Here is a 264-nt window from a genome sequence, read left to right as displayed (position 1 = left end):
AGGCAAGATCCGGAAGAGACGGCCTAGGCGGGGCGGACCGTGCGGGGGCCCGCGCAGGTGACGCCGTACGCCCTGACCCGCTCGCGCAGTGCGCGGTCCGCGGTGACGACCGTGCAGGGGCGGTCGGCGTGGGCCGCGGCGAGTTCCACGATGAGGTCGTCGCCGCTGCCGGAGGCGGATTCGACCCGTACCCCGGGCACGGACTCGACCCCCTGGGCGGCTCCTTCGACGACGAGGACGACCTCCTCACCGGCGTCCCGCTCC

1 pseudogene is annotated in these 264 nt (G+C 75.0%); it reads right to left on the bottom strand.

The window, feature by feature from the left end:
* Positions 1 to 23: 23 nt before the first annotated feature.
* A pseudogene (locus VR44_RS35840) lies at positions 24 to 264 on the bottom strand (NTP pyrophosphohydrolase); the annotation flags it as partial.

It is taken from the genome of Streptomyces katrae, from assembly GCF_000966975.1.
GTDB lineage: Bacteria > Actinomycetota > Actinomycetes > Streptomycetales > Streptomycetaceae > Streptomyces > Streptomyces katrae.
This window is presented reverse-complemented; position numbering and strand designations above follow the sequence as displayed.